Raw genomic sequence first — 1,192 nt, 5'->3', positions numbered from 1 at the left:
GCACAGTACCGGGGGCATCGGCCGAGGGTGCGAAGAAGGCGTGACCGTGCCGCGTCGGAGAAGTCGAGCCGACGGTCGTGCAGCCCGAAACGGTCGCCGGTGCGCATTTCTTCCTCCTTTCTTCCTGGTCCGTGGACGTGCATTCCGCTGGGATGGTGACGGCGAACGTCGGTGGAGCGCGATGAGGACGCACCCCGCCCGTCCGCCGATCAGGATCCGCCACGGCGAGGAGGACACGACCATGACGACCAGCGACACTCTCGACGCGTCCGAGACCATGGGCCCGATCGACGTCGATACCGTCGACGCAGCCTCGGCGCTCGTGCAGGACGTCCTGCGAGACGGACCGGCCGTGGCTCGGGACCGCGAGTCCGTCCTGCGCGACGTGCTCGCCGACGACGAATCCCAACGCCGTTCGGCCTACGGGTTCGCGCTCGCCTCGGGGTGGCTCCGCCCCGAGACGGGGACGTCCGTCCGTGCGCTCCTCATCGACGCGGCGGTGAGCGATATCGACAGCACCGCCTTCGCTCGGAGGTTGAGCCGGCTGCGGCCGGTACCCGCCTACTTCGCCGGGCGCCGCTCCGGAACCGTGTATCTCGTCGGGCCTCCGTCGCATGCAGACCTCGACGAGCTCGTCCTGCGCCACGCCGAGGAGCGCGGCATCCGCGTGCTCGGGATCGGATCCGCGTCGCCCGCGGCCGGCGCCCGCGATCTTCGAGCCGCCGCCGAGGAGGCCGCCCTCGCGGCGACCCTGGCGGCGACGCTCCCGCAGTTCCATCCGGCCGCCGATGCGCGCGACCTCGGCGGTTGGCTCCTCCTCGCCTCGGCGGCAGCCGATCCGGCTCAGTTGCGCACGATCTCTCCGGCGGCGCACGCGCTCTACACCCTCGCGGATCAGACCCAGCGCGTCACGATCGAGACCTACCTCGACGTGGGAGCCAACGTCGTGGCGGCGTGCGACCTGCTGTTCCTGCACCGGACGACGCTGTACTACCGACTCGAGCGCATGCCCCAGGTCGTGCGGGAGGCGCTCGCCGACGGCTTCACACGGAGCACACTGCATCTCGCGCTCAAGCTCATCCGGCTCTGGGAGGCGACCGGCCGCATGCAGGAACGGTGACGGGACTCGCGATACGTATGCGGTGAAACCAGGAACGGCGCACCTCGGGGAACCGAGGTGCGCCGTTCCACC

The 1,192-nt window shown here is 70.6% G+C and carries 1 protein-coding gene; it reads left to right on the top strand.

Features of this window, described 5'->3' with window-relative positions:
• Positions 1-241 precede the first annotated feature (241 nt).
• The gene (locus tag AC4FQ5_RS19515) at positions 242-1,120 is read left to right on the top strand and encodes a helix-turn-helix domain-containing protein (RefSeq protein ID WP_491146141.1); all 879 of its coding nucleotides are present in this window, start codon (positions 242-244) and stop codon (positions 1,118-1,120) included.
• Positions 1,121-1,192 lie beyond the last annotated feature (72 nt).

The organism is Chryseobacterium sp. DT-167, assembly GCF_058310155.1.
The sequence above is the reverse complement of the archived record's forward strand: the minus strand, read 5'-3'. Positions and strand labels throughout refer to the sequence as shown.